We start from the raw sequence: 23786 nt of genomic DNA, 5'->3' as shown, positions 1-23786 counted from the left end.
TCATGCTCGTTTTTCTGTAGTCAGAAAGTGAAAAAAACGAATATTGTCTTAGCGAGGAGTGACAGACAGGTGCCTGTCACCCATCCTTATCTGCCGGAAAAGCAGAGCATCGGAGATGTGGATACTGCAGCGCCTTCAACAGACAAACGCTATCGCCAGAGGTCGTCACACCTGAAACGCGGCTACCATGCCCCGCAGCGCGTGAGCCTGTTCAGAGAGCGACTGTGAGGCTGAAGACGATTCTTCCACCAGCGCAGCGTTATTCTGCGTCACGCTGTCCATCTGCGTCACGGCGACACTGACCTGAGATATGCCCTGCATCTGCTCTGATGAGGCAAGGGAAATCGTATCCATCGACACAGCCAGTTCATTCACCATGCCAACAATTTGCATAATGCTGTCGCCGGTTGACGAGGCGACTGTAACGCCGCTTTCCACCTGGGTTACCGCTTCTTCGATAAGCAACTTTATATCCCGTGCGGCGGAGGCACTGCGCTGCGCCAGCGTCCTGACCTCACCCGCTACAACAGCAAAGCCGCGTCCTTCTTCTCCTGCACGAGCCGCCTCAACGGCTGCATTCAGCGCCAGGATGTTGGTCTGAAACGCAATACTTTCAATCACAGAGGTGATGTCCCGGACTTTAGTCGCGCTCATTGATATGGCTTGCATAGTCTCTGCCATACGTTTGACATCTGCTTCCCCGGCGCGGGTAAGGCGCGCGGTTTCACGGGCTGAGTTGGCGGTCTGATGCGCCCCGCTTGCATTGTTTTTTACGGTAGCGGTGAGCTGTTCCATGCTTGCCGCCGTTTCCTGCAGGGCGGCAGCCTGCTGTTCGGTTCGGGAGGAGAGTTCTGTATTACCCTGTGAGATTTCATCTGCGGCCAGTGCAACGGATGCAGATGTATCTCTGATATTTGCCACCATACTGCGCAGGTTGGCCTGCATAACATCCAGCGAGGCCAGCAGGCTGGAGGTATCGTTATGTCGTAACAGGACAGGCGATGTCAGATTACCCGACGCAATCGCCGCGGCCAGCGCCTGTGCCTGCGCGGGCTCACCGCCCAGCTGGCGCATGAGCGTCCGAATGATGGAGTAACAGGCTGCGATAGCGATGAGGAAAGAAATCAACACCATCACCGACATCAGCATAGCCGTTTGCGCAGCGGCTTCCCTGGCATCCAGAACGGTTTTCCTGCTTACCTGCATCTGAATAGTTGAAAGCCGATCAAGGGCATTCAGCATTGTTCGCTGTCCTGGCCTTACGGTTTTTAGCAGGTAATCAACGGTTTCAGACTGAGGTGCCGCCATCGCTTTCCTGCCCGCCGTCATAAGCAGGCTAAGTGCGGATTCATCCGTGGAGGTCAGATTTTCCAGCGCACTTTTACCTTCCTCTGAGACGTTTTGCGACATACTGGCAGTGAGTTTGTCCCTGTTCTGAATGTAGATGGCTTTCTGAGCGACCATCCTGTCCCATTCAGGCTGTCTGTCATTCTGTTCATTCAGTAATGCAATATTCCTGACTGCGATCGCCATATCTCTGGCCGCATTTCGCATGTTCTGAATCAGTTCATAGCGGTAAATTTTATTATTTACAGCGTTTTCCATATCGTCCCTTGCCTGCCAGAGTGCATGGAGTGCCGTCCCGGTGCAGAGAAGAAAAAGGATGATTAGCAGGCTATATCCTGCGACAAGACGCGTGGCTATTTTCATATTATTTTCCGTTATACTTTTGAGATTGCTATGTTGCTCTGGTGTTAAGAAATGAGGTTGAATAAAAAAATCATTAAAACTTTTTCTGGTTGCGCCATCAATAACGGCGCGACAGAAAATATATATAGACGATGGGAGAGGAAACTAAGAAATCAGAAAGAGAGAAACACGCATGGAAAAACACAACCCATTGATAATTATCAATTAAAACAATAACTATCAGCAGATTAATTAGTGTTAAAAATCATTTCACGCTACAAATTATTTCTAAGTGTATTTTTTGTTCAACGCGATTGAATGGATTGCCGGAATCATACCTTTCTAAGGAAGTGCGCTACTTTAGTTTTTCGCATAATTATCTAAATCGGTGCTGACACCACCATTAATAATTATTGAGTGATTAAATTATTCGCTCCGGGCACAGAGCGGATATCACTGCCAGACCCGACAAGATGAATCATTCGCCGTTTAAAACGTCAACGTTCAGGCATGAGAATAAGCCTGATTAGACGCCAGCCACTCTGAAATCTGAATTTCACCACGCCGTATTATTGCATCAGGATTGTTTATCACCGCAGACGCTCTTGTCGTTATAACGATGTTTCAACCTTTCCAGCTGCCGGGTTTTCCGCCCCGCAATGACCATCGCGACAATAAATACCACTGCAAACAACACCACGATCGTCGGCGCAGGCGCACTGTCGATAAAGAACGAAAGATAAACGCCGCTCAGTGACACGATCACCGCTACAACAACCGCCGCCAGCAGCGCATGTGAAAAACGACGGGTGATCAGCACCGCGATTGCGCCGGGCGCGATTAGCAGGGAGATTGACAGGATGATCCCCACCGCCTTTAGCGTGGCTACAATTGTCAGCGAGACCATGCAGAGCAGCCCGTAATGCAGCAGACGGGCGGGTAAGCCAGAGACCTGCGCCTGCTGAGGGTCGAAGCTGAACAACATAAAATCACGCCACTTCACGACAATCACCATAACGATGATCAACGCGATAATCGCGGTCTGAATGATATCTGCGCCGGTTATGCCAAGCATGTCACCAAACAGAATATGATCGAGGTGCACTTCGGGTTTCATGGCGATGTAGAGGATTAGCCCCACCGCAAACATGCCGGAGAAGACAATGCCCAGCACGGTGTCCTGCTTAATACGGCTGTTGTCCTGCAGAAATCCACTGGCAACGGCACAGAACAGCCCTGCAACAAACGCGCCCACCGCCAGCGGCAGTCCTGCCATCCACGCGAGCACGATGCCAGGGAATACCGCATGGCTCATGGCATCGCCCATCAGCGCCCAGCCTTTCAGCACCAGAAACACCGACAGCAGCGCACAGGGGATCGCTACGACAAACGCGATAAGCAAAGCGCTATTCATAAATGCAAACTGGAAGGGTTCAAGGATCCACATCAGACAGGCTCCCTTTTGGGTTGCTGGCGGCCACGACGCCGGTTAGCCAGCAGACCATGTTTCGGCGCAAAGACAAACGCCAGCAGGAACAGCAATGTCTGCGCGACCACGATGATGCCGCCCGTTGCGCCATCCAGGTAGTAACTCGCCCAGGCACCAAGAAAACTGGTGATGCTGCCAATCGAGACAGCAATCATCAGCAGACGTGGAAAGCGATCGGTGAGCAGCCAGGCGGTTGCGCCGGGCGTCACCACCAGACAGATCACCAGAAAGGCGCCAACAGTTTGCAGCGCCGCCACGGTTGAAACTGCGAGCAGAGTAAAGAAGAGGATTTTCAGTCGTTCAGGGCGCAGACCAATGGCGCGCGCGTGGTTCTCATCAAAGAAGGTGACCATCAGATCTTTCCACTTAAACAGCAGAATGATAATCGACAGCCCGCCAATCAGCGCCAGCTGGAGAATATCGGCTGGCGCAATCGCCAGTATGTTGCCCAGCACAATGGTCTGTATGTTCACGGCTGTCGGATTGAGCGACACCATAAACAGACCCAGACCAAAGAAAGAGGAAAATATCAGACCAATAATCGCATCTTCTTTTAAACGTGTGCGCTGATTAAGTAACAGCATACTGCCCGCTGCCAGCCCGCCGGAGAGAAATGCTCCCAGCGCAAACGGCAGTCCCAGCATATAAGCGCCCGCGACGCCAGGAACAATAGAGTGTGAAAGCGCGTCACCTATCAGCGACCAGCCCTTGAGCATCAGATAGCAGGAGAGAAACGCGCAGAGTCCGCCTACCATCGCGGATACCCACATCGCGTTAAGCATGTAGTGATAACCAAAAGGTTCCAGTAACAGCGCCATGTTCAGCTCCCCTCTTCCCGTGCGGCATGAGGTGCGATAAAGGGGCGTTCATCATCGGTGATGATCTGATCGTCCAGCCCCTTCACCATCACATGACGCAATACCCCGCTGAACGCGCGCTCAAGATTAGCGGTAGTAAACGTAGTCCGGGTTGGGCCGCTGGCCAGAACCGTGCCTTTTATCATTACCGTGTAATCACAGAACGCCGTGACCGATCCCAGATTATGGGTGGAGACCAGCATGGTTTTACCTTCATCGCGCAATTCCCCCAGCAGGCTGATGATTCTGGCCTCGGTCTGAACATCCACGCCAGTAAACGGCTCGTCCAGCAGGATCACGCTGCCCTGCTGCGCAATCGCGCGTGCCAGAAATACCCTTTTCTTCTGCCCGCCAGAGAGTTCGCCAATCTGACGATGGCGATAATCCAGCATATCGACCCGCGCCAGCGCCTCACTGACTATCTGCTGGTCATGCAACTTTGGCCGCCGCAGCAGCCCCATATGCCCGTAGCGCCCCATCATCACCACATCTTCCACCAGCACCGGAAACGACCAGTCCACCTCTTCCGACTGCGGCACGTAGGCGACAAGACTCTGGCGCAGCGCCTGGCGGGTTGGCATCCCCAGCACCGAGATGCTGCCGCTGGCGAGCCGCACAAATCCCATCAGCGCTTTAAACAGGGTTGACTTGCCGGAACCATTAACGCCCACCAGCGCGGCGATCGATCCGCCCGGCACGCTGAAGCTGGCATCATGCAGTGCAGTATGTCCGTTGCGATAAGTTACCGTGACGCCTGAAACCACAATGGTGTCTGTCATTGCACTTTCTCTCCCGCTTTAATGCCCTGCACCAGTGTCTTCGTGGTGACTTTGAGCAGATCGAGGTAAGTTGGCACCGGTCCCTGCGCGTTACTTAAGGAGTCGACGTAAAGCACACCACCGTAATGGGAACCGGTTTCCCGCGCGACCTGGCGGGCGGGCTTATCTGACACGGTGCTTTCACTGAACACCGCCGGAATGGCATTTTTCTTCACCTGGTCAATCACTCTTCTCACCTGCTGCGGCGTACCCTGCTGGTCAGCATTGATCGGCCACAGGTAGAGCTCTTTCATGCCCAGGTCACGCGCCAGATAGGAGAACGCACCCTCACTGGTCACCATCCAGCGTTTCTGCTCGGGAATAGCGGCAATCTGCTGGCGCAGCGGATCCAGTGCAGCGGTAATTTTTTGCTTATAGGCGGCAGCGTTCTGACGGTAGGTCTCTGCGTTGACCGGGTCATATTTCACCAGCGCATCGCGGATGTTATCAACATAGATCAGCGCATTGTCCGGTGACATCCAGGCATGCGGATTTGGTTTACCGTTATAAGGCCCTTCGCCAATACCCATCGGCGTGACACCAGCTGAAACGACCACTTCCGGGACGCCGTCCAGATGCTGATAAAAGCGCTGAAACCAGCGTTCGAGATTAAGCCCGTTCGCCATAATCAACTGCGCACCCTGCGCCCGCCTGATGTCGCCGGGAGTGGGCTGATATTCGTGTATTTCAGCACCGGGCTTAGTAATAGAGGTGACCTCCGCGGCATCGCCAGCCACGTTCTCAGCCATGTCAGCTATCACCGTAAACGTGGTGACTATCTTAAATTTTTCTGCTGCATAGCTGCTGCTCACCATCAGGGTTGAGAGCAGCGCACTCAGTAACAGCGTGGTGATCTTTTTTATCGGGACCATTAGGCGGGCTCCAGAGGTGATTAAAAACAGAACATAATTAGCATAGGCTATTTTTTATAGCACAGGCTATAACTCTCGACCAGCAGTGAGATGTGAAGTTTCTTCAGCATTCAGGTTCAGGTGTCAGCTTTTGTAAAGCAGATCGGTTAGTCTCTGATATAAATAGGAATATTTTTGATAATGCGTGGCATTCAGCAGGCTTATAGTTTCGGGACGGGCGGATTTCTCTTCTGCCTGATTCCGTGCCACAAAATGAGAAAAGAGGTAATGGCATAGAAAAAGCGTTCAACTACGCTTTGCCATTCACAAAATGAAGTCGCATTACCGGATGACATGCTCGCAACAGACGCAGCAATTCCACAATTAAAATAATCTAATTGATAGGCCGAATTGATTAAGCCTGATGAATTTTTTTGCTACAGTTAATATTACTTACCGCAATCACCCAGGAGGATATTTTGTATTTTTCCAGCGACGAAAAAGCGAATGTCATCATTGGCGAAGCCGCAATGAACCTGTTTAATGCTGGTCAGGAAGTGAACGTTGAACTGCTGATTCAAGAACTCCAGGTAATGGCTGACTCAGAAGTGAATGAGTATCGCCTTGAGCAGATGCAAACTGCGCGTCAATGGCTGACGGGATTCAAAACAATTGGTTCACGCACTACCCGTCCGGCAAACTGGTTATCCAGAAATGCGGGTATCGAACCGGCTATCAACGCCTCTGCTGATGACATCTTCTTTAAGCATTAACACTCTTTCTTACCTTCTGCCGGCCTGAACAATCAGGTCGGAACACCAGAGGGCTTGTTCCTGTACAAGAATATGGTACAATTTTCACTTCTTCACCACCTCCTCGCAAAACCCTGTTTTTAAAGAAATAGCACTTTTTGCACAAAAAAAATCATTCCAAAAATCCAAAATCCTGTACAAGTTTTAAAAAGATGTATAACTTGCGCATCAGGAATGCTATACATTTTCACCATCTGAGGAAATCATCATGCGTCAGAACGGACAAGGCCCGGAAACGATCAGCGATATTGCCCGTTACTTCAATCAGGCCAGCTCACCTTCGCAACAGGAAACATTGGGTTCGGTTGTAGTCGAAATTCTGCGCGCAGGTCATAGCCTCAGCCGTAAAGCAATTTGCAGTAAATTATTGAGCCGCCTTGAACTGGCTGCGACGCCAGAAGAAGAGAGCCATTTGCATGAATTAATCGCGATGCTCTTTCGTCGCGAAGATTAATACCCGCTTACGGCTTCAGATATTTCTATCGTCGCCTGCTCTTAGCCAACATTCAGGAAGATTTACCCATAGGACCGAAGCCCAGTACTGCTTAGCCGTATCTGGTGCAACAAGTTGCACCCGCTGACGTATACGGACCCGCAGCATGGCCATTGATTCGTAATCAGAGAAGCCAGTATGTACAGAAGTGAAGATGAGAAACTGACAGATGTCATGATCGGCGAAGCCGTCCTGACATTACTTAAGTCAGACAAACCGGTGTCGAGTAACGCCTTAATCGCGCAGCTTGAATTCATGGCTGCTAATGCCGATGACGACACTAAAGTGTCTGTGATTCGCAAAGCTATCACTGAAGTTCGAAACGGTATGGTTACCGCGCGTAAACGTGTGCAGGGCGACGGTGCTGAACGTGATAAGACCACGCATCATATGAACAGCGATGGCCCACCTGATGGGTCTAAAAAGCACTGATAAAGGGTATTGTGTGCCTGATACACACGGCTAGCGATAAGCGAAGCGGCAGCCTTTAAGCGAAATTTTTATTGGCTGGCTGGGCAAAACGAATACAGCGTCTACACTCGTTTTGTTTTCACCCATTGCGTATAACGAATTTTCCTCAGAGAAAGAAAAATCATGCAACACTCTTCATCAGATTTATCCATTATTGACTATTTTCGTAGTGAAGGCGATTTGCTGGCACCGGAAACCGAACTGCTGGGCGCAGTGATTCGTGACATTGTGGCTGATCAGGGACGTGTGACCAACAAAGCGATAATTCTTTATCTGATTGCCGAACTGGAATGTACTTCCGACGTTATCAGACTGGATGTGTTGCGCAGAACGCTGGAAATTGTGGTTGGCCGTACACCTGACGATACTGATATCTGATTACCTGTCCTGCGTTGTCGGCGATAACGCAGGTTCAGTGAGATTAATACTCCGCTTTTGAGGCACTTTTTGACGAATAACTAAAACCAATCCACCTACTATGTACAAAACGCCCAACCGTAGCTGCAAATCGTAAAGCAGACCGCAACGGCCATAGGTCATAGACAGCCCTGACGTAGTTGTGCTTTCTCGCGCAAAATATCCCTCTCTGTTTTCCCAAAACACTCGTATCACTCTGCTGGGTGATAATCCGCGCCAATTTTATTTATTTGCTGGTAACAGGCAAAAAATCACATAAAACTTATCATCTTCAAGGCATCATGGGGCTTTCACTAATCGTCCGATGACAGGTTCAACAATTTGCAGGAATACATCAGCGTTATTAAAAGCACGCGCAGAAATAATCGCACCATGCACCGTTGCCATTAGTGATTTTGCCTCTGTAGCGGCACTTTCTCGCAGGGAAAAGACGCCGTTCTTCTCGCCCCTGACCAGCACGTCAGTGAGCCAGTCAGTGAGATCGGAAATATGAGCACTGACTTCCTGAGCCACTTCTTTGGGTAATACTGGCAATTCGACCGCCAGCATCACGCAAATACAGAAAGGCGAATTGTTCTCTTTTATGCAGGTCGCCCAGAAGTTCACATAGCTATTAATTTCGCCCAGTACATCACCGGCGAAGTGCTGGCTGGTGGCCGCCATTCCTGCGCGCGCTTGATGACGATAATCACTCACAACCGCCTGAACCAGATCCGCTTTGCCAGGGAAATGGTGGTGAATACTGGACTTGCGAATCTGCACCCGCTCGGCTAAATCGGCATAGCTGAAGCTGTTGTAACCGCCAGAGGTGAGCAGCACGCGGGTGTGATGCATAATTTCTTCGGCTTTCTGTGAACGTTCTGTACTCATGCATGCTCCCGGCAGCAACAATTAAATAACGTCAAATCTGTAAACGGCCCTGAACCTACTGACCGGTAGCCGGGTTGTCAAGCGCACCAGGGGCGAGGCGTTTGCGTGAAACCGTCATACTGCTGAACACACCATCGCGCAGAATCAACGCATGGAACAAGGCTGCGGCAAGATGCAACATGACGGTCATGAACAACGCCAGGGCCACCCAGCTGTGAAGCGGTCGCAAAACCGCAAACGCGTCGTTGCTGACCGGAACAATGGGCGGCAGTACCAGATGACCCAGCGTAACGGGATAGCCGCCCGCCGACAGCATCGCCCAGCCGATGAGCGGCTGAGCCAGCATCATGGCATACAGTGCCCAGTGTGAAAGATGTGCTGACAATTTCTGCCAGGCAGGGAGCGTGGCCGGCAGTGCTGGTGTAGCGGTGGTGAAGCGCAGCCAGAGCCGCACAATGACCAGCAACAGAATCATCAGACCCATCGGCTTATGGATGGCCACCAGCAGGCCGTGCAATGTCGAAACCGTGGATACCATCGCGACGCCAATAAACAGCATGGCCATAATCGCCGCCGCCATCAGCCAGTGGATGATGCGCAGTGCAGGGTGAAAAGTGGTGATCTGTTTCATCAAGGGGCCCCTGACTGTTCATGGGTGCGTGCATTATAAGATTTGGCGTGCGCTGACGAACGGGCATTCAGAAGCGGATCGTCCGATGCGGTTATGCCATCCGGCAAAATCAGCGGGTCATAATTAATGTCGTTACAGGCACCCTGCTGCTGTGGCGTCATTTTAGTGATGGTCAGCGTTCCGGCATTGATCTTCTGACGATCGGCAGGCCAGTCAGTCGTTGCGTCATTGCTTTTATCACCCACCCCCGCGACGGTAATAATCACGTCCCATTTCTGCGGCCCCTGCGCCAGCCGCTGCTGCAGATCGCGTTGCAGGAAATCAGTATTTTCTTTTTCTTTTTCATCCATCGGCTGATAGTCAGCGTGCGGCACCATACTCCAGCGCACCAGGTGTGGATGACCTTGTGAATCAATGAAATCAAAGGCGTTCAGGCTGTTAAATCGATCGCGGGTCCAGCTGGAAGCGGGCATATATTGTTTAGCCCAGGCAAAAAAGGGTTTGATCTCACGTTGCTGCCGTACAAAAGCCTGCATTTTGGCGGGGTCAGGTTTACCGGTTTTAGCATCCGGCAACGTGGCGCTTTGCAGATCGTAAAAGCCCTGAACGCTTTTCACCGGGAAAAACGGCATTGCATTCATGCCGGTGCGCCACTGCTCACCATTTTTCTGATTAAACGCCAGCGCCATACTGCGAACCGGTACCGCATAATCAGGCGCATTCGGATTACCGCCTGCGATAGCGAAACGGCCCACCACCGGCGTAACGCCGGGGGCGAACAGCGCCGCGCGTGACAGGCTACTGGCGTTACCGTTAGCCGAAAAGTCGCCTATGATACAGACGCCTTTAGCATGATTACGGCGATAGCCAGGGTGGTAACCGCCAGATTTTTCCAGAGCCGCCACCAGCTTGTCCGATGTCAGCCTGCTGGTCTCCAGCCACTCGCCTGCCCACAGGATCAGTGCGGTCAGCAGCAAAGGGACCCCCGCAATAAGCGCCAGTCGCATGATTTTCTGACGTGCAGCAAGAGAAGGTTTATTCATCAATACACTCTATATTGCAGAAGCTGAAGTCCACGCGCATTCCGTACCCTTTGCCTGCGATAACAGAAAAGCATTTATAATTACGACTGACACTTCCACTGAATCTACTAGTAGGTAGACAGGCGAGTTAAAGGAATGTCTTCCTTTTTTTAACCTGCGGTGCTCTTGTTGCAAGTCTGATGAAAAGTGCTCACCCACAACAGGCCTTTGCCGTTTACAGATATCAAAGTGACCTACAAAACGCTGCCTGAGCGACTGGTTATGTTCGTCTTTGCCATTCCGCCGATTACGCAGGACATTCTCCCGGTCATAATCATTTCTCAAATCATACATAGTCAGAACAGTATGAGTAACACTTGAAACAGAAGAAAACGCTGCCACAGCCCGCTGAAATTAAAAATATTTTTCCTGGAAAGTTATAGAATAAAAACTTCCCAAACGCTTTTTTGTGAATAATGATTGCAGCCGATGAAATTAATTATTATGTTTTCATTTCAGGCCAACACAAGATTATTCTGACTGAACTGACAAACCAAAAATATAACAGGGCTTAAAATGAATTTCTTTAATTCGCATATTTTATCAGCGCTGTTTACTGCGTCTTATTCTCAGTTAAAGTGGTGCTGCGGAGTTATGGCAGGAAGGGAAGGTTCTGGATGGCGCCCGCCATCGACGCCATCAACCTTAATGCATCTTGCGGGTAAAAAAGCCAATCGCTTCCTGGCACAATGCTTTCAGTTTACTGTCACGCGTCTCTTCGCTCAGGCGAAACAGAGCGTCCGTAATGTCGTGAAAATGAACAGGCTCCCCCGCCTTGATCAAATCACTGACGACCGCGCCAACCAGCGCACGGATCTCTTTTTCATTATCGTACTTCACACGACCTCCCGATGGTGTATGCATATACAGTCTAACATTATCGGGTGTCAAAAAACAAAAAAGCCATTTTAACGGAAATATAAGCGAAGCGGTAAACCGGTTATAAATCATCCAGCTTAAGACTTGCTCTGGAATTATCTAAGCCAGCACTATGCCCTTGCCAGTAAATAGTCAAAAGAGTGTCATCACTGCCTGGATCTGACTTTACCAATACCGGAAGTGGGGCGATTAAATATGTCGTTTGAGCGTAACGCTGAGTTTCAGGTTTATACAAACTGTTATTCCTGTCCCCGATGCCGCATTTTCTCTCTGCCGACCAGTCATACTTTGAAGAACGTGTTTCAGTTGAACCCCAGTTGTTAGCCGGTATTATGATAAAACTCTGGTTATCCTCTGCTGTCGTGAGTCCTGCATGGCTAAATACACCCTCAAACAAATCGCTGTCCAGTCGGGGCTTAGCCTTGCCACCATTGATCGTGCCCTGCATCAGCGTGGCAACGTTCATGCGCGCACTCAGCATCGGATTCAGCAGGCGATAGCGGACCTGGAACTGATGCAAAAAGCCGGGCTCGCCAAAGGCAGAACGATCTACTTCGACGTCATCATGCATACCCCTGACCGCTTTCAGCCACTGATTCGTGAGGCGCTCAGCAGTCAAATCGCCAGCTTTGCCGCTTTCAGACTTCAACTGCGTTTCCACTTTGGCGCGAATCTCACAGCAGAAGCCATTAACGCGCTGCTGAACAAAAAGGCGCTTCACAGTCACGGTGTCATTCTGAAAGCGGCCTGCTACGATGAGCTGAATCCCACTATTGAATCGCTGCTGAAACATCGCGTTCCGGTGGTCACCATGATGAGCGATTTACCCGACAGCGCGCGCCTGCGCTATATCGGCATGGATAACTTTGATGCCGGTAAGTTGGCGGCTTTTCTGATGTCAAAATGGCTGCGAGTCAGCCGTTCACATATTGTGGCGGTGACAGGCAGTCGCGATTTCATGGGTGAACAGGAGAGAATCCAGGGGTTTCAGCGTGCGATGCAGCAGTTTGCGCCTCAGCATCAGGTTAGCGTGGTGGCGGGCGGGTATGGCATCGATGCACGGATGCATCAGTCGATGACGCAATTCTTGCAGAGCCATCCGGACACGGATGCGGTCTATACGGTCGGAGGCGGCAATCCCGGCATCCTGCGTGCGTTTGCCGAACAAAAGCGGCATGTGAACGCCTGTATCGGTCACGATCTCGATCAGGAGAATTGTGCCCTGCTGCAGGCCGGTAAAATAGATGCGCTGATTGAGCACAATTTACAGCTCGACGCATTGCACGCCTTCAGAACGTTGCTGGAGTTCCACGGTTTCCTGCCCGCGTCTGAACCGCCCGTGCCCTACTCTAAAATCAATATCATCACCCGATACAACATGACAGCCTGAAGCACTGACACGCCGTAACCCCGTATAACGTCAAGACGTGCATTGCAATTTCGGGCTCTCTGAATGGCTCACCGTTTGACTGGCTGGAGCCGGTCAGTGTCTGCAATTTTAGCGCTGCTTAACAGGCATTTCTGCTCTCTTCATAGCCTGACATGATCGATCAATGCCCTGAGTTTAGGGGCCAGATTTTTACGGCTGGGAAAATAGAGATAGAACCCCGCAAAGGCAGGTAACCACCCATCGAGTATCGTCACCAGTTCACCGCATGCAATGTAAGGCTGAAAGGTCTCCTCCATGCCAAAGCTGATGCCGCCCCCGGCGCGGGCGGTGCGGATCATCACCCCCATATCATTGGTTGTGAGCTGCGGATTGACGGCGACATCAAACTCCCGTCCCTGCTCAGCAAACTCCCAGCGATAAGGCGCCATGCCTGGTCCTTTACGCCAGCCGATGCAGCGATGACTGACCAGTTCTTCGGGATGTTGCGGCGTGCCTGCACGCGCCAGATAAGAGGGTGACGCTACTGCTACCTGACGCTGCGCAGTGGAAACCGGCACCGCAATCATATCCTGCGCGATCACTTCTCCCAGCCGCACGCCTGCATCATAGCCCTGCCCGACAATATCAAACTCGTCATCGGTCACGGTAATATCCAGCTCAATCTGCGGGTAAGCAGTAATAAAGCTCGCCAGCAGTTCGCCTCCCAGCATCCGTTCAGCAATTGAGGAGATCGCCAGCCGTAACTGGCCACGTGGCTCAGCCGCCAGTTCGGCAATATCAGTGACGGCGCGGTTAAGCTGGTTAATCGCCGGAGCCACCTCCGCATAGAGCCGCTGTCCGGCTTCTGTTAGCTGAACTGAACGCGTGGTGCGCTGCATCAGCGTAATGTTGAGCCGGTTTTCCAGACGCCGCAGACTCTGGCTAATCGCCGGACGGGTCACGCCTAGCTGTTCCGCTGCCAGCCGGAAATTTCGGGTCTGTGCCACAATCACAAAAACTTCGAGGGCATTCTTGTCCGCATTCATTGGTCAGATTTAGTTACCAGTCTGTAAAACGTTTGGTGGATTATCTTTATAATGCAGCCGCCGTATGATCGCCAGTGACAACCTCACTGGAGAGACAAAATGACGAAGAAAGTGATTTTAATTACCGGTGCCTCAAGCGGCATCGGTGCAGGCATCGCGCGTGAACTGGCAAAAACCGATGCCATTTTGTTACTGGGCGCGCGGCGCGAAAGCCGTCTGGCCGCCCTGGCTGAGGAGCTGCGGTTTAGTGGTTCAGAGGTGGCGATCAAAGCGCTGGACGTTACGCGCCGCGAACAGGTGGCGCAGTTTGTGGCGTTTGCGCTGGAGAAGTGGGGACGGGTTGATGTGATGATCAATAATGCCGGTATTATGCCGCTATCACCGATGGCATCGCTCAGGGTCGAAGAGTGGGATCAGATGATCGATGTAAACATCAAAGGGGTACTCTATGGCATCGCGGCGGTGCTGCCGACCATGCTGGGCCACCAGCGCGGACACATCATCAATATCGCATCAATTGGTGCGCTGGCCGTGTCACCTACTGCGGCAGTTTACTGTGCCACCAAGTTTGCGGTGCGGGCGATTTCTGACGGTTTACGGCAGGAGAATAGTCAGCTGCGGGTGACCTGTGTCCATCCCGGTGTGGTCGAGAGCGAGCTGACCTCAACCATTACCGACCCGACAGCTGCCGAGGCGATGCAGCATTATCGCGCTATCGCGCTACAACCGGATGCCATTGGCCGCGCCGTGCGCTATGCGATTGAGCAACCTGAAGAGGTGGATGTAAACGAGATTGTCGTGCGGCCAACCCGCACACAGCAGTAAACAACCGGCCCGCTGCGCGATGTGCAGCGGGCCGGAATATCAGTAAAGGCTTCTGCGGGTGCGCTGGACGGTGACGGCGATAGCCGTCAGTGCTACCAGCATCAGAAATACGCCCAGTCCCACCATCGCGTTAAACCCATAGCTTTTAAACAGCAGCAATCCGGCAATACAGCCGCTAAGGAAGGAGAACACCGTCGTCAGATGGGTGTGAAGAACCTTCTGGAAGAAGCGACGGTCGTCGGTTTCCAGATGCACAGCATGAGACGTATGCGCAAAAATCCACGACCCCAGCGCTATGCCTGCATCGGTCAGCGTACCGGTAATGTGGGTCGATCTGACGCGGCCATTGGAGAGCTGTGTCGAGGTTGCATTATGCACTCCCATCAAAAAGCCCAGCATTATCAAAACTTCCCCGTTAAAGCTTGGCCGGTAGAACATCAGCTCAAAGATCGACGCCGCCGTCAGCGCCGCACCTTCCGCCAGAATAATCAGACAGAAAATGGTGCGTAACTTATGCCTGATCCCCACCACTACCGCCAGCCGGGCAACGGTACAGCCCAGTACAAAGGCAATAATCAGCGCCATCAAAAACAGCATAGTGTGAAGATCGCTGGTGGTGACTTCCTGAGATATCTGCGAAGTGTTACCGGTCATATGCGATGGGAAAAATCCAAACGCCCCCAGCGCCATGGCATTAAGGATGCCGGCGGTGGTCGCCAGCACCAGCGCCAGCAGTCGGTCTTCAGTATGTGAACGAACTTTCTTCTTTTTTATCAGCACAGGCTTCCCCACATCAGGTGAATGCAAAACGTTCTTATAAGGCTTCAAGCATACAACCTGATGGAAATAATTCCTGTCAGAACCAGATAACTCTGATGAAATAAGCCATTAATTTTGCTGATTTTTATAAAGCAGATTCAGTTTACTTTTAAAAGTGTCAACGGCGCGATGATCCACCAGCGGGCAAGCCTTGCAAAAGCGGATTGCTAATTCAGTCGACGATAAAGAGTTGCGCACCTGTCGTTGTAAAAGAACGATGCGGTTCAGCCTCATCCGCGACCTGATAGCTGACGCCCGGAGTCAGCACGAAACGGCGGCCATCAGCCAGTTCAGTATGCAACTCACCCGCCATGCAGAGCAGAATATGACCTTTGGTGCACCAGTGGTCGGCGACATAACCTGGCGAGTAGTCGACCATGCGAACCCGGATGTCGTTAAATTTCATGGTTCGCCACGTCGCCTGTCCCTGTTCGCCGGGATGAATTGTCTCTTCCACCTGATCCCACTGCGTCAGGCCAAACGGCAGATTGTCTATTTTCATACGATTCCCCTATTGAGGATAAGCGTTAAGTCAGAGCCTGGATAACGGCCTCTTCCGCGTGGATTAGGGTGGTATCAAACAGCGGCACGCTGGCATCGGTGGCATCAACCAGCAGAGTAATTTCAGTGCAGCCCAGAATAATGGCCTCAGCCCCCTGCGCCACCAGTGACTGCATAATCTCCCTGTAGCGACGACGCGACGAGGGATTGATTTCGCCCAGGCACAGCTCATGGTAGATCACCTTATGCACAAACAGACGATCCGCTTCATTGGGTGTCATCACCTCAAGACCGAACTGCTGTTGAAGACGCCCGCGATAAAAATCCTGCTCCATAGTGAAGCGCGTCGCCAGTAATCCGACCTTACGTATACCGGCCTGCTGAATGCGACGTCCGGTGGCATCGGCAATATGCAGCAGCGGTATATCTGTTGCGGCACTGATTTGCGCCGCCACTTTATGCATGGTGTTGGTACAGAGCACGATGAACTGCGCACCAGCGCGTTCCAGATTACGAGCCGCTTCAGCCAGAATCTCGCCCGCCTGCTGCCATTCGCCCGCAGTCTGAAGTTGCTCTATGCGCTGAAAGTCGACGCTCCAGAGCACCAGCTCCGCTGAGTGCAGGCCACCCAATTGCTGTTTAACCTGCTGATTGAGAATGCGGTAATAGAGCGCGGTAGACTCCCACGACATGCCGCCTAACAGACCAATCACTTTCACAATGCACTCCGGGTTCAGGGATTTTATTCCAGCATGCCAGATCGCCATTGATCGGCAACGGCTTTATTCAGGCTGCGCGGTTCTGCGGTCTGAAGCGCCAGGCAATCACCATCAGTACCACCACGCCAGCGCTCATGATCAGCCAGGCCTGAGTCATTGACGTTCCGCTATCACGCACCCAGCCTGCCAGCAGCGGCATCAGAGCCGCAATCAGGTATCCGCCACCCTGTACACGTGACAGCAGAATGCCCGCTTCTCTGGCACTGCGTGCATGATCCAGCGTAACGATCAGCGACAGCGGAAAGAGCGCACCGATGCCCGTACCCAGTAACAGTGAAGAGAGTATCGGCATCGTACCCGGGTAAAAGACCAGACTCAGCAGCCCCAGCAACAACAGGCCCAGCACGCCGAGCAGCAGCGGACGGCGATCGGGAAAGCGATGTAACATCGCCGAGATGATGAATCCTGCCACCACTTCGGTTAACGTCAGGGCCGCGAGCAGATAGCCACTGTGGCGAGCACTCCAGCCCAGTTGAATATAGAATGGCGGCAGCCAGGCCAGCACTAACGTATAAGCACCCGTGCCAATGCCGAAAAAGAGCATCAGCAACAGGGTAAGCCGCACGGACATCGTCGCTGCATCAGAGGCCACGCTCACCTGCGGCGATCGCCTGACTAAAGTCAGCCAGATCAGCAGTGTTGCCAGCGTTAATCCGCCGGAAAGGGCCAGCGCGGGTTGCAGGCCCAGCCATGAAAACAGCGGGTCAGCACCGGCTGCAGTCAGTGCCGCGCCCGCCATAATGCCCGTGCTGAACAGCGCCATCAGCGTCGCCGCTGCTTCAGCAAAGCGTTGCCGGATAAGAGCGGGCATCAGCGCCTGTATCACGCCAATGCCTGCGCCCCCCGCCAGCGCGGTGAGCAGCAGTTGAGAGGGAGTAAGCGTAACGCCGCGCCACAGGCAAGCGACAGTCAGACAGAGCAAACCGGCGGCGATTCCCCTTACCGGCCCGATGCGGGCAATCAGCCACGGGCCAGAGAGTGCGGCCAGACCCATCATCGCCACCGGCAACGTGGTCAGCAGACTGAACGTCGTCGCCGACAGCCCGGCCTGCAGTTGCAACACCGGGAACAGCGGGCCGATAATCGCCAGCATTGGGCGCAGGTTCAGCCCGATAAGAAAAGCGATCACGGCAAACAGAATGGGGAACAACACCTTATTTTTCATCATTGACGCCTTAACAGAGGATTGACGACGACAGCAACGGGCTGTCATCATTTATCTTAACGTTAAGATAAATTTCCCCTGGTGTTAAGAGGCTGCGCACAACCCGACAAAATAACCACAGTATTTAAAGGTGATTTATGCATGACCATATTGATTTCGTTGTCAGCCAGTGGGACGACGCGATGCCCGACCTGGATACCGCTTCCATGCGTATTTTCGGCAGAGTGCTGCGGCTGATGAAACATCTGGCTAAAGCGCGCAGTGAGGCACTGGCGCCGTTTGGTTTTCAGGAGGGGGAATTTGATGTGCTGGCGACACTGCGACGGGCGGGATCCCCTTATCGGCTGTCACCCACGCAGCTCTACCAGTCACTGCTGGTGACCTCCGGCGCAATGACAAATCGCCTGAACCGGCTGGAGCAGCAGCACCTGATTGAACGTGTTGCTGCGCCAGAGGATAAGCGCAGCATGCTGGTCGGGCTGACACCACACGGGCAGCAACAGATTGAGCAGGCACTTCGTGCACATACCGCAATTCAGGAGGCGGTGCTGGCACCGCTGGCCGCATCAGAGCGCGCCGAACTGGAGGGGTTGCTGAAAACGCTGCTGCTTGCCTTTCCCGGCGAAGCGATAGCCGAATAAAAACGCCGTCAGCGCTGCAGTTCCGCCACCGTCATGGTGAAGATAACGGGCTGGTCATCGGCACTGGCATAGGCATGGGGCATATCGGTACGGGCCACCGCCGCACAGCCCTGCTGAACCATCAGCGTCTGCTCTCCCACGGTTAGAGCCAGCATGCCCTGCTCGACGTGCAGCAATTCCAGCGTGCCCGACGAGTGCCCGGTGGAACTGAACACCTCGTCTGCAAACATCTGCCAGCGCCATAGCTCGATCATATCCGGCCCACGGGTGCCGGCCAGCAGCTGCGCACTCCCGCCCTGCTCACCGTGCCACAGCACGGGCATTTCGCTGTTTTCAATCAGCCAGACGTCAGGTGCATGCGAGATACTAACGATATCCGCTACCGAGACGCCCAGTGCGGCAGCCACTTTACACAGAATGGCGATGCTGGGATTGGCGGCACCCTTTTCGATCTCCACCAGCATCCCTTTACTGACGCCTGCCCGGCGGGATAACTCATCCAGCGAGAGTTTCTGGCTTTTGCGCCAGCTTTTTATGCGGTCTGAAACAGCCTGATTGACAGTGGCGACATCAGCTCCGGCATCGGTCGTTATATTGACTTTTTTGGTCATCGGTCATTACTATGAAATAAATTAGTCACTGATAGAGTATTCAATGTTATCTGTTCATCCGTCAATCGATCCGGCTATTTTCACACTCGCTCCTGGCTTTCGTGCCATGAGCATTGCGGTGGAAGCCACACCGATTACCCGACCAGAAGTTGCCAGCGAAGCACTGAGGAGCGCATGCCAGCAGGTATTAAATGATGATGCGCCGTGGGCAGACGCACATCTCGCCGCCTGGGCTGAGGTGTTTAAAGCCTTTGGTGCCAAAGCGAAACGTACGCCCTGTTCGGCTGAAGCATTGCGTAAGCGCGTGCTGCGGGATGGCACACTGCCCGCTATCGATCCGGTTGTCGATCTCTATAACGCCATCAGCATTCGTTATGCGCTGCCGGTCGGGGGTGAAAATATCGCGGCCTATGCTGGCAAGCCACGTCTGGTGATTGCTGACGGCAGTGAACGTTTCGATACCGTTAAAGAGGGCGAAGTCGTTTATGAGTTACCGGAACCAGGCGAAGTAATCTGGCGCGACGATCAGGGTGTAACCTGTCGCCGCTGGAACTGGCGTCAGGGCGTGCGCACCCGACTGGATGCCAGCGCGCAGCAGATGTGGTTCATTCTGGAAAGTCTGCCCGCTATGCCGCTTTCCGCGCTGCAACAGGCCAGCGACGATCTGGTTTCGGGATTACAGCAGATGATGCCGGGTGCGCAAATCAGTACGACGCTGATTGAAGCGCCAGCAAACTGAACATTGCCTCAACAGGGGCTGAACAAGGTTAACGGTGAGCAGAAATTGTGGCAGGATACGCGCCCTGCGTCTGGCCATACCCGGCTGACTTAACGGCACTCAACCGGTAACTAAAATGGCTAAAGTAAAATATATCCTGCCCCTGCTGCTGATCCTCGCCCTGGCCGCCTGGTGGTTTATCCCACACGACAGCGAGGAAGATAAGGCGTATTACGTCGCGGTGTTGTGCGCGATTGATCATGATAGTAAGCAGCCCCTCGACCAGCAGATGCGAAATGTTATTGAAGGCGGTAATTCTGACTATGCGCTGCAGAAAATAGCCTATAAACCGCGGCTGGGGCGCAGTGTGATTGCTCGCTGGGAGCAACTGAAGGCCGATGAGCAACAGCGCGCCGCGCAGGATAATCTTCTCTGCCAGCAGTTGCTGAAACGCTGATTTCTGGTGAGCGTGTTTATCTTATTATTCGAATAATTTCGCGCTGGTCATCATTATTGCTGCGCCCGCCTTGCCTTATTCCTCAGCACCTGAAATCAGCGTGGTTTACCGTTTACGGCTGAAAGAGATGCATTAAAAATAGTGTCTGAACCTATTGATGGTGCTGAAAGAAGTCTCATTATGACAGCATACAGTTTCACCAATAAGCCGACTGCGGCGGCACTGGCTGGGTGAGCTGGCGCCTGCAGCAGACGGCTGCCCGGATTCGCATTGGTCGCGTTCAGCTGGAAGAATCTCTGCTGCTCATGGTCATGAAAGATACGCCGCAGGTTATCGCTAACCGGGAACACCTGAGAGCGGCCGGAAAGAACAAATGGCGACGTATCATCGTTTCTGTGCAGGCTGGAGTGAAGCCGGTGAAGCACGACGGAAGACTATACTGCCGCTGGGACTGTTTTCTGGTTTTCCAGATTTGGTTCTGCCTGAAGACGTTCGTCACCGCCTGGAGCGTAGCTTTAGCCGCGAGCCTGGCGACTGGCGCAGGGGGATGAAAGTCGTGATTATCGCTGAAACAGAGCCGCCGGAAACATCGTTCAGGCAAACAGACGGGCGTAGCCGGCCGACCAGCTGCATTATCGTGATTGATGTGGCGCTGATGACGGTCAGCCCACGCTTTATTCAGCTGGATTCCGGCTATGAGGGGGCTGTGGAAGAAAAACTGTGGCAGGAAAAACGCGCCTTTATCAAGCCTCTGCGCTACGACGGTGAAGAAGATGTGTTTCCGGATTTTGTGCTCAAGGACGTTCCTGGCGTGGATGCGCTTCCGATGGAAGTGTTCGGCATGAACTTGCCAGAGTACCTGCAGCGCAGGCAGGTAAAAACCTCTCACTATGATGCGGAATTTGGGCCCGGCCGTTGGTGGTACTGGGATGCTGCTGCGAAGTCAGACATGCCTGCATTTCCCTGCGCCTGACACTGGTGTCTTTTAACTGCAGGGAGATATGGCTGAAGTACCGTATCTGTTTATCCTGTGCCTGACTGGTTGTCAGGCCTGAACGCGGAAGGTATTGTTCAAGAAGCGTCAGGACGATAAATGAAGCTGAACCTGCAGGAGCTGGCAATGGACACGACTGAAGAACTCAATAACACCTATTTCTACGCAGGCAGACCCAACCTCACCGCCGGTGAGCTATTTATCATGATTTTCTGTGAAGAAGTCGCCGAACAGCTGAGGATTGATGATTTCGGCGCGATCGTGGCCATTCTGTCCGGACGTAATGTCCTGACTACCCGCACCAAACCGCGCGATGCTCTCAAGGGAACCTCCTATGCCTCACGGGCAGCACGCAGGGTGTTCCCTAAAGCCAAGTTTCCCTTCGGCATTCAGCTGCCAACCATCGTAGGGGGATACCCGCCCCGGACCGCGCGTATTCTTTTTACGCATAAGCTCAGCACCTTTGTCGGACGGGCGATACACGTAGTGGGCTGGGTGATTCTGGCCAAAGACGTTGCCAATATCAGTTTCAATTCAGTCAGACTGAATAATGCCATCGCCCGCGGGGAGGATAAGTTATGGTAGATGACACCCAGACACGCGTAATGGCACTCATTGAGCCGTGGAACGGTCGCTCACTGCTGACGTTCCGGAAAAAACACTCACGCCAGAGACGTCGCTCAATCTGGACATGAAGCTGGACCCTGAAGATGCTGCGGAATGCCTTCAGAACGTCTTCGATGCGTTTGCAATGGATTCTGACCAGGTGACTTTCAGCCTCTACTATCCAGAAAACCCGCGCGAGGCCATCCCTCTTACTATCGAAATGTTGATCGAGTCAGTCCGGGCCAGGATATGGTGCTATGACTGATACATAAGATGTCAGCGACAGTTATCATTGTTAAGGAGCAATAACCATCCACAATTACGTGCGCGAAGTGCAACGTGAGTTGAGGGCCCTTATTTCCACTTTTTAGCTGGAAATAGAACAGCTTGCCCGCTTCAAAATCAAAATCCTTCGACAGTATACTTGTTGAAGAATCTTCCAATTCATAGTGATCTACTTCGTCCAGAGCGGGGGCATCGTATTGCCAGAATTCACCATCCTGCTCCCGGATTTTGAGATACAGTGAAGGAACAAAGCAGAGCAGGTCCCTTATGCCTTTTCTCAGCGATTCTATGAGATATCCCTCTGGAAACTGTAGCGTCACGGACACCGCATCCCGACGTATCTGGTATCTGAAATAATTGTCACAGTAGTATCCCTGCGAGGGTAGTGTGCGGCTGAAAGTCGGTAATAGAGGGCTTCCTGCAGAGTGCGCAACGGCAGTGGTGGGTAATGTTTCACACTCTTTAGCCAGGGTATGCAGCAATTGTTTTTTATCCGGTGCAGGTAACCTGACCGCATAGGCCATTTCGAGCTCAATTATCAGTTCAACAATTTCCAGGGATGTGAGATGCAGGTCTCCAAGTGTGTAGTGTGACGGAAACGCGTAAGCTTTGATGCGTCTGGCCAGCAGGCGCAGGTTTTTCTCTTCGAGCGCAAATTCATAATGCTTACGTAGTGCATGCTCATCAGTCTTTCCGTTCGGGTTTAACGGAAGGTTATCGACCTGACAGATGTGATTAGGCAGAGCATAGCCAGGCGGGAAAGAAGATGCTGCTCATTATTTTTCTGAGCCTGCAGCAGAAAGACCCATACCAAGCGACAGTTTTGGTCCCGTTTTTGTGTTTTTCCTGCTTAAAGAATATCCAGTAATCGTTGAGCCGGATTGTCAATTTTCAGTTCATTCATTCTTTTAATATCCTGCAATTCATACCCGGGTTTAATATACCCAGTCTTCCAGAGCCAGATCCGGAACACGCGCAAATTCCCGCGTATTGTTCGTCACCAGCACGGCGCCAGCCGAGATGGCGTGCCCGGCAATCGCCGTATCGTTCGGGCCGATCGATGTCCCGGCCTGGCGCAGCGCCACTTTAATCTCCGTGGTGGCATCCACCGCGGCGCGATCCCAGGGCAGGACGGCATCGAGCCGGGCGCAGAACGCGTCAACCAGCTGTGCGTGTCGCGGCGAGGCCTTCGGGCCGGTGGCGCCGAAGCGCATCTCTGAGTAGGTGATGGCCGACACCACGATGCGGTGGCCGCGCATCACTGCCTGCTCCAGGCGCTTCAGTACGGCTTCCGGCTGCTCGCGCATGATGAACGAGCAGATACAGGTATCCAGCATATAGGTTGTGTTCACAGGTTAAATCGTCCTTCGTCGCTGACAACGTCTTCGCGCTCTGCCATAAAGTCCGGATCGGCCTTTTCGAGTTCAAGGTATGAGCCCCAGGTCGGCCGGGCGGGACGCAGGATGATGCTGTCCCCTTCCCGGATGATTTCGAGTTCGCTCACTCCTTCAAAATCCATGTCACGAGGAAGACGAATGGCGCGATTGTTGCCGTTTTTAAAAATGGATACGGTTCTCATGGTTACTCCTTCCGGTCGGATTTCCGACACTG

Annotated in this window: 30 protein-coding genes; 12 read left to right on the top strand and 18 right to left on the bottom strand. The window is 52.8% G+C overall.

The window, feature by feature from the left end; genetic code table 11:
* Positions 1–165 precede the first annotated feature (165 nt).
* From NIM72_RS01075 to NIM72_RS01055, 5 genes are all read right to left on the bottom strand, one after another.
* Positions 166–1710, bottom strand: a complete 1545-nt coding sequence (locus NIM72_RS01075) for a methyl-accepting chemotaxis protein (protein ID WP_253417979.1) — start codon at positions 1708–1710, stop codon at positions 166–168.
* A 556-nt stretch (positions 1711–2266) separates the two neighbouring features.
* Positions 2267–3136 carry a metal ABC transporter permease gene (locus NIM72_RS01070; RefSeq protein ID WP_222925604.1) on the bottom strand — a complete coding sequence of 290 codons (870 nt, stop codon included), beginning with the start codon at positions 3134–3136 and terminating at the stop codon, positions 2267–2269.
* Positions 3136–3996 (bottom strand): iron/manganese ABC transporter permease subunit SitC, encoded by an 861-nt coding sequence (sitC, locus tag NIM72_RS01065; RefSeq protein WP_253417977.1) that lies wholly within the window; start codon positions 3994–3996, stop codon positions 3136–3138. Before sitC ends, NIM72_RS01070 begins: the two co-directional genes overlap by 1 nt.
* 2 nt (positions 3997–3998) lie before the next feature.
* Positions 3999–4814 carry a manganese/iron ABC transporter ATP-binding protein gene (locus NIM72_RS01060; RefSeq protein WP_161736758.1) on the bottom strand — a complete coding sequence of 272 codons (816 nt, stop codon included), beginning with the start codon at positions 4812–4814 and terminating at the stop codon, positions 3999–4001.
* Entirely contained in the window at positions 4811–5725 is a 915-nt protein-coding gene (locus NIM72_RS01055) for a metal ABC transporter substrate-binding protein (RefSeq protein WP_253417970.1), read from the bottom strand. Before NIM72_RS01055 ends, NIM72_RS01060 begins: the two co-directional genes overlap by 4 nt.
* A 458-nt stretch (positions 5726–6183) precedes the next feature.
* Here NIM72_RS01055 and NIM72_RS01050 point away from each other — a divergent pair, with 458 nt between their 5' ends.
* From NIM72_RS01050 to NIM72_RS01035, 4 genes are all read left to right on the top strand, one after another.
* Positions 6184–6477, top strand: coding sequence for a hypothetical protein (locus NIM72_RS01050; protein ID WP_253417968.1), 294 nt, complete (start codon positions 6184–6186; stop codon positions 6475–6477).
* Positions 6478–6724: 247 nt separating this feature from the next.
* Positions 6725–6970: a regulatory protein YcgZ gene (gene ycgZ / locus NIM72_RS01045; RefSeq protein WP_033735314.1), complete on the top strand. Its 246-nt coding sequence runs from the start codon at positions 6725–6727 to the stop codon at positions 6968–6970.
* Between the two features lie 177 nt (positions 6971–7147).
* Entirely contained in the window at positions 7148–7441 is a 294-nt protein-coding gene (locus tag NIM72_RS01040; protein WP_253417966.1) for a hypothetical protein, read from the top strand.
* A gap of 162 nt (positions 7442–7603) precedes the next feature.
* Positions 7604–7858, top strand: a complete 255-nt coding sequence (locus NIM72_RS01035; RefSeq protein ID WP_061060655.1) for a biofilm/acid-resistance regulator YmgB/AriR — start codon at positions 7604–7606, stop codon at positions 7856–7858.
* A gap of 318 nt (positions 7859–8176) precedes the next feature.
* Here NIM72_RS01035 and NIM72_RS01030 read toward each other — a convergent pair whose 3' ends face one another.
* From NIM72_RS01030 to NIM72_RS01015, 4 genes are all read right to left on the bottom strand, one after another.
* Positions 8177–8767 carry a TetR/AcrR family transcriptional regulator gene (locus tag NIM72_RS01030; RefSeq protein ID WP_222925606.1) on the bottom strand — a complete coding sequence of 197 codons (591 nt, stop codon included), beginning with the start codon at positions 8765–8767 and terminating at the stop codon, positions 8177–8179.
* Between the two features lie 55 nt (positions 8768–8822).
* Positions 8823–9398 carry a cytochrome b gene (locus NIM72_RS01025; protein WP_253417964.1) on the bottom strand — a complete coding sequence of 192 codons (576 nt, stop codon included), beginning with the start codon at positions 9396–9398 and terminating at the stop codon, positions 8823–8825.
* Positions 9398–10441 (bottom strand): catalase family peroxidase, encoded by a 1044-nt coding sequence (locus NIM72_RS01020; protein WP_253417962.1) that lies wholly within the window; start codon positions 10439–10441, stop codon positions 9398–9400. The genes NIM72_RS01025 and NIM72_RS01020 overlap by 1 nt, the downstream gene beginning before the upstream one ends.
* Before the next feature lie 684 nt (positions 10442–11125).
* Positions 11126–11431, bottom strand: a complete 306-nt coding sequence (locus tag NIM72_RS01015; protein ID WP_371876256.1) for an SAF domain-containing protein — start codon at positions 11429–11431, stop codon at positions 11126–11128.
* A gap of 301 nt (positions 11432–11732) precedes the next feature.
* Between NIM72_RS01015 and NIM72_RS01010 the strand changes: the two genes are divergently transcribed.
* Positions 11733–12749 (top strand): substrate-binding domain-containing protein, encoded by a 1017-nt coding sequence (locus tag NIM72_RS01010; protein ID WP_253417955.1) that lies wholly within the window; start codon positions 11733–11735, stop codon positions 12747–12749.
* Between the two features lie 140 nt (positions 12750–12889).
* On the opposite strand, the gene NIM72_RS01005 is transcribed toward NIM72_RS01010, so the two are convergent.
* The gene (locus NIM72_RS01005; protein ID WP_253417952.1) at positions 12890–13774 is read right to left on the bottom strand and encodes a LysR family transcriptional regulator; all 885 of its coding nucleotides are present in this window, start codon (positions 13772–13774) and stop codon (positions 12890–12892) included.
* Between the two features lie 99 nt (positions 13775–13873).
* On the opposite strand from NIM72_RS01005, the gene NIM72_RS01000 reads away from it, so the two are divergent.
* On the top strand, positions 13874–14599 hold the full coding sequence (locus NIM72_RS01000) for an SDR family oxidoreductase (RefSeq protein WP_161736546.1): 726 nt from the start codon (positions 13874–13876) through the stop codon (positions 14597–14599).
* Positions 14600–14638: 39 nt separating this feature from the next.
* Here NIM72_RS01000 and NIM72_RS00995 read toward each other — a convergent pair whose 3' ends face one another.
* The 4 genes from NIM72_RS00995 to NIM72_RS00980 form a co-directional block, all read right to left on the bottom strand.
* Entirely contained in the window at positions 14639–15379 is a 741-nt protein-coding gene (locus NIM72_RS00995; protein WP_161736545.1) for a YoaK family protein, read from the bottom strand.
* Positions 15380–15590: 211 nt separating this feature from the next.
* On the bottom strand, positions 15591–15920 hold the full coding sequence (locus NIM72_RS00990; protein ID WP_135911024.1) for a DHCW motif cupin fold protein: 330 nt from the start codon (positions 15918–15920) through the stop codon (positions 15591–15593).
* A 25-nt stretch (positions 15921–15945) separates the two neighbouring features.
* On the bottom strand, positions 15946–16638 hold the full coding sequence (locus NIM72_RS00985) for an aspartate/glutamate racemase family protein (protein ID WP_161736544.1): 693 nt from the start codon (positions 16636–16638) through the stop codon (positions 15946–15948).
* Between the two features lie 67 nt (positions 16639–16705).
* Positions 16706–17863 (bottom strand): MFS transporter, encoded by a 1158-nt coding sequence (locus NIM72_RS00980; protein WP_161736551.1) that lies wholly within the window; start codon positions 17861–17863, stop codon positions 16706–16708.
* A gap of 137 nt (positions 17864–18000) precedes the next feature.
* Here NIM72_RS00980 and NIM72_RS00975 point away from each other — a divergent pair, with 137 nt between their 5' ends.
* Positions 18001–18504 carry a MarR family winged helix-turn-helix transcriptional regulator gene (locus NIM72_RS00975; RefSeq protein ID WP_253417950.1) on the top strand — a complete coding sequence of 168 codons (504 nt, stop codon included), beginning with the start codon at positions 18001–18003 and terminating at the stop codon, positions 18502–18504.
* A gap of 8 nt (positions 18505–18512) precedes the next feature.
* Here the strand turns inward: NIM72_RS00975 and NIM72_RS00970 are convergent, their stop codons facing one another.
* Complete coding sequence (locus NIM72_RS00970) at positions 18513–19115, bottom strand: helix-turn-helix transcriptional regulator (RefSeq protein ID WP_161736542.1); 603 nt, start codon at positions 19113–19115, stop codon at positions 18513–18515.
* 43 nt (positions 19116–19158) lie between these two features.
* Between NIM72_RS00970 and NIM72_RS00965 the strand changes: the two genes are divergently transcribed.
* The 5 genes from NIM72_RS00965 to NIM72_RS00945 all read left to right on the top strand — a co-directional run bounded on the left by NIM72_RS00965 (position 19159) and on the right by NIM72_RS00945 (position 22155).
* Entirely contained in the window at positions 19159–19854 is a 696-nt protein-coding gene (locus NIM72_RS00965) for a B3/4 domain-containing protein (protein WP_253417948.1), read from the top strand.
* 115 nt (positions 19855–19969) lie between these two features.
* Positions 19970–20290, top strand: coding sequence for a hypothetical protein (locus tag NIM72_RS00960; protein ID WP_222925612.1), 321 nt, complete (start codon positions 19970–19972; stop codon positions 20288–20290).
* A gap of 373 nt (positions 20291–20663) precedes the next feature.
* Positions 20664–21263 carry a DUF1173 family protein gene (locus NIM72_RS00955; protein WP_161736539.1) on the top strand — a complete coding sequence of 200 codons (600 nt, stop codon included), beginning with the start codon at positions 20664–20666 and terminating at the stop codon, positions 21261–21263.
* A gap of 147 nt (positions 21264–21410) precedes the next feature.
* Positions 21411–21869, top strand: a complete 459-nt coding sequence (locus NIM72_RS00950; protein WP_253418335.1) for an STM2901 family protein — start codon at positions 21411–21413, stop codon at positions 21867–21869.
* Positions 21870–21975: 106 nt separating this feature from the next.
* Positions 21976–22155, top strand: coding sequence for a DUF1493 family protein (locus tag NIM72_RS00945; RefSeq protein ID WP_253418333.1), 180 nt, complete (start codon positions 21976–21978; stop codon positions 22153–22155).
* On the opposite strand, the gene NIM72_RS00940 is transcribed toward NIM72_RS00945, so the two are convergent.
* The 3 genes from NIM72_RS00940 to vapB all read right to left on the bottom strand — a co-directional run bounded on the left by NIM72_RS00940 (position 22103) and on the right by vapB (position 23754).
* A complete protein-coding gene (locus tag NIM72_RS00940) occupies positions 22103–22699 on the bottom strand; it encodes a hypothetical protein (protein WP_253418392.1) in 597 nt (198 codons plus the stop codon). The genes NIM72_RS00945 and NIM72_RS00940 overlap by 53 nt on opposite strands.
* 411 nt (positions 22700–23110) lie before the next feature.
* The gene (locus NIM72_RS00935; protein ID WP_161736537.1) at positions 23111–23527 is read right to left on the bottom strand and encodes a type II toxin-antitoxin system VapC family toxin; all 417 of its coding nucleotides are present in this window, start codon (positions 23525–23527) and stop codon (positions 23111–23113) included.
* Entirely contained in the window at positions 23524–23754 is a 231-nt protein-coding gene (gene vapB / locus NIM72_RS00930) for a type II toxin-antitoxin system VapB family antitoxin (RefSeq protein WP_110332107.1), read from the bottom strand. Before vapB ends, NIM72_RS00935 begins: the two co-directional genes overlap by 4 nt.
* Positions 23755–23786: the final 32 nt, after the last annotated feature.

It is taken from the genome of Pantoea sp. B550, assembly GCF_024158165.1.
GTDB classification, from domain to species: domain Bacteria; phylum Pseudomonadota; class Gammaproteobacteria; order Enterobacterales; family Enterobacteriaceae; genus Pantoea; species Pantoea alfalfae.
Note: the sequence above shows the minus strand (reverse complement) of the source record. Positions and strands in the feature narration are given on the sequence as shown.

Excerpts from the sequence above, each read along its gene's own strand:
- NIM72_RS01075 (WP_253417979.1), bottom strand. The coding sequence starts at position 1,710 with ATGAAAATAGCCACGCGTCTTGTCGCAGGATATAGCCTGCTAATCATC.
- NIM72_RS01070 (WP_222925604.1), bottom strand. The coding sequence starts at position 3,136 with ATGTGGATCCTTGAACCCTTCCAGTTTGCATTTATGAATAGCGCTTTG.
- sitC (WP_253417977.1), bottom strand. The coding sequence starts at position 3,996 with ATGGCGCTGTTACTGGAACCTTTTGGTTATCACTACATGCTTAACGCG.
- NIM72_RS01060 (WP_161736758.1), bottom strand. The coding sequence starts at position 4,814 with ATGACAGACACCATTGTGGTTTCAGGCGTCACGGTAACTTATCGCAAC.
- NIM72_RS01055 (WP_253417970.1), bottom strand. The coding sequence starts at position 5,725 with ATGGTCCCGATAAAAAAGATCACCACGCTGTTACTGAGTGCGCTGCTC.
- ycgZ (WP_033735314.1), top strand. The coding sequence starts at position 6,725 with ATGCGTCAGAACGGACAAGGCCCGGAAACGATCAGCGATATTGCCCGT.
- NIM72_RS01040 (WP_253417966.1), top strand. The coding sequence starts at position 7,148 with ATGTACAGAAGTGAAGATGAGAAACTGACAGATGTCATGATCGGCGAA.
- NIM72_RS01035 (WP_061060655.1), top strand. The coding sequence starts at position 7,604 with ATGCAACACTCTTCATCAGATTTATCCATTATTGACTATTTTCGTAGT.
- NIM72_RS01030 (WP_222925606.1), bottom strand. The coding sequence starts at position 8,767 with ATGAGTACAGAACGTTCACAGAAAGCCGAAGAAATTATGCATCACACC.
- NIM72_RS01025 (WP_253417964.1), bottom strand. The coding sequence starts at position 9,398 with ATGAAACAGATCACCACTTTTCACCCTGCACTGCGCATCATCCACTGG.
- NIM72_RS01020 (WP_253417962.1), bottom strand. The coding sequence starts at position 10,441 with ATGAATAAACCTTCTCTTGCTGCACGTCAGAAAATCATGCGACTGGCG.
- NIM72_RS01015 (WP_371876256.1), bottom strand. The coding sequence starts at position 11,431 with ATGATTTATAACCGGTTTACCGCTTCGCTTATATTTCCGTTAAAATGG.
- NIM72_RS01010 (WP_253417955.1), top strand. The coding sequence starts at position 11,733 with ATGGCTAAATACACCCTCAAACAAATCGCTGTCCAGTCGGGGCTTAGC.
- NIM72_RS01005 (WP_253417952.1), bottom strand. The coding sequence starts at position 13,774 with ATGAATGCGGACAAGAATGCCCTCGAAGTTTTTGTGATTGTGGCACAG.
- NIM72_RS01000 (WP_161736546.1), top strand. The coding sequence starts at position 13,874 with ATGACGAAGAAAGTGATTTTAATTACCGGTGCCTCAAGCGGCATCGGT.
- NIM72_RS00990 (WP_135911024.1), bottom strand. The coding sequence starts at position 15,920 with ATGAAAATAGACAATCTGCCGTTTGGCCTGACGCAGTGGGATCAGGTG.
- NIM72_RS00980 (WP_161736551.1), bottom strand. The coding sequence starts at position 17,863 with ATGAAAAATAAGGTGTTGTTCCCCATTCTGTTTGCCGTGATCGCTTTT.
- NIM72_RS00975 (WP_253417950.1), top strand. The coding sequence starts at position 18,001 with ATGCATGACCATATTGATTTCGTTGTCAGCCAGTGGGACGACGCGATG.
- NIM72_RS00970 (WP_161736542.1), bottom strand. The coding sequence starts at position 19,115 with ATGACCAAAAAAGTCAATATAACGACCGATGCCGGAGCTGATGTCGCC.
- NIM72_RS00965 (WP_253417948.1), top strand. The coding sequence starts at position 19,159 with ATGTTATCTGTTCATCCGTCAATCGATCCGGCTATTTTCACACTCGCT.
- NIM72_RS00960 (WP_222925612.1), top strand. The coding sequence starts at position 19,970 with ATGGCTAAAGTAAAATATATCCTGCCCCTGCTGCTGATCCTCGCCCTG.
- NIM72_RS00955 (WP_161736539.1), top strand. The coding sequence starts at position 20,664 with ATGGCGACGTATCATCGTTTCTGTGCAGGCTGGAGTGAAGCCGGTGAA.
- NIM72_RS00950 (WP_253418335.1), top strand. The coding sequence starts at position 21,411 with ATGGACACGACTGAAGAACTCAATAACACCTATTTCTACGCAGGCAGA.
- NIM72_RS00945 (WP_253418333.1), top strand. The coding sequence starts at position 21,976 with ATGAAGCTGGACCCTGAAGATGCTGCGGAATGCCTTCAGAACGTCTTC.
- NIM72_RS00940 (WP_253418392.1), bottom strand. The coding sequence starts at position 22,699 with ATGGCCTATGCGGTCAGGTTACCTGCACCGGATAAAAAACAATTGCTG.
- vapB (WP_110332107.1), bottom strand. The coding sequence starts at position 23,754 with ATGAGAACCGTATCCATTTTTAAAAACGGCAACAATCGCGCCATTCGT.